The organism is Azospirillum himalayense, assembly GCF_042657465.1.
Classification (GTDB): domain Bacteria; phylum Pseudomonadota; class Alphaproteobacteria; order Azospirillales; family Azospirillaceae; genus Azospirillum; species Azospirillum himalayense.
Genome location: NZ_JBHSLC010000106.1, coordinates 1 through 617, shown reverse-complemented (window position 1 = coordinate 617; position 617 = coordinate 1). Strand labels below are relative to the sequence as shown.

Below are 617 nucleotides of genomic sequence, written 5' to 3'. Positions count from 1 at the left end.
AGCTTGACGCGGCAGAGGTTCAGCACGGCGTCCTGCATGGCCGCCAGCACCTTCTGGCCGCGCCCGGTCTGGGTGCGCTGGTAGAGCGCCGTGACGATGCCCAGCGCCAGATGCAGGCCGGTGCCGCTGTCGCCGATCTGGGCGCCGGTGACCATCGGCGGGCCGTCGTCGAAGCCGGTCGTCGAGGCCGAGCCGCCGGCGCACTGCGCGACGTTCTCATAGACCTTGCAGTCCTCGTAGGGGCCGGGGCCGAAGCCCTTGACCGAGGCGACGATGATGCGGGGGTTCAGCTCCTGGATGCGCTCCCAGGTCAGGCCCATGCGGTCGAGCACGCCGGGGGCGAAATTCTCGACCATCACGTCGCAGATGCGCACCAGATCCTCCAGGACGCGCTTGCCGTCCGGGTTCTTGGTGTCCAGCGTGATGGACCGCTTGTTGTGGTTCAGCATGGTGAAGTAGAGGCTGTCGGCCTCGGGCACGTCGCGCAGCTGGCCGCGCGTGATGTCGCCCTCGCCCGGACGCTCGACCTTGATGACGTCGGCGCCGAACCACGCCAGAAGCTGCGTGCAGGTCGGACCCGACTGAACATGGGTGAAGTCCAGAACCCGCACGCCTTC

At 68.2% G+C, this 617-nt stretch carries 1 protein-coding gene; it reads right to left on the bottom strand.

Annotated features, from left to right (window positions below):
* A partial coding sequence (locus ACFPMG_RS28085; protein ID WP_376998489.1) for a CoA transferase occupies window positions 1-617 on the bottom strand: 617 nt, incomplete at both ends.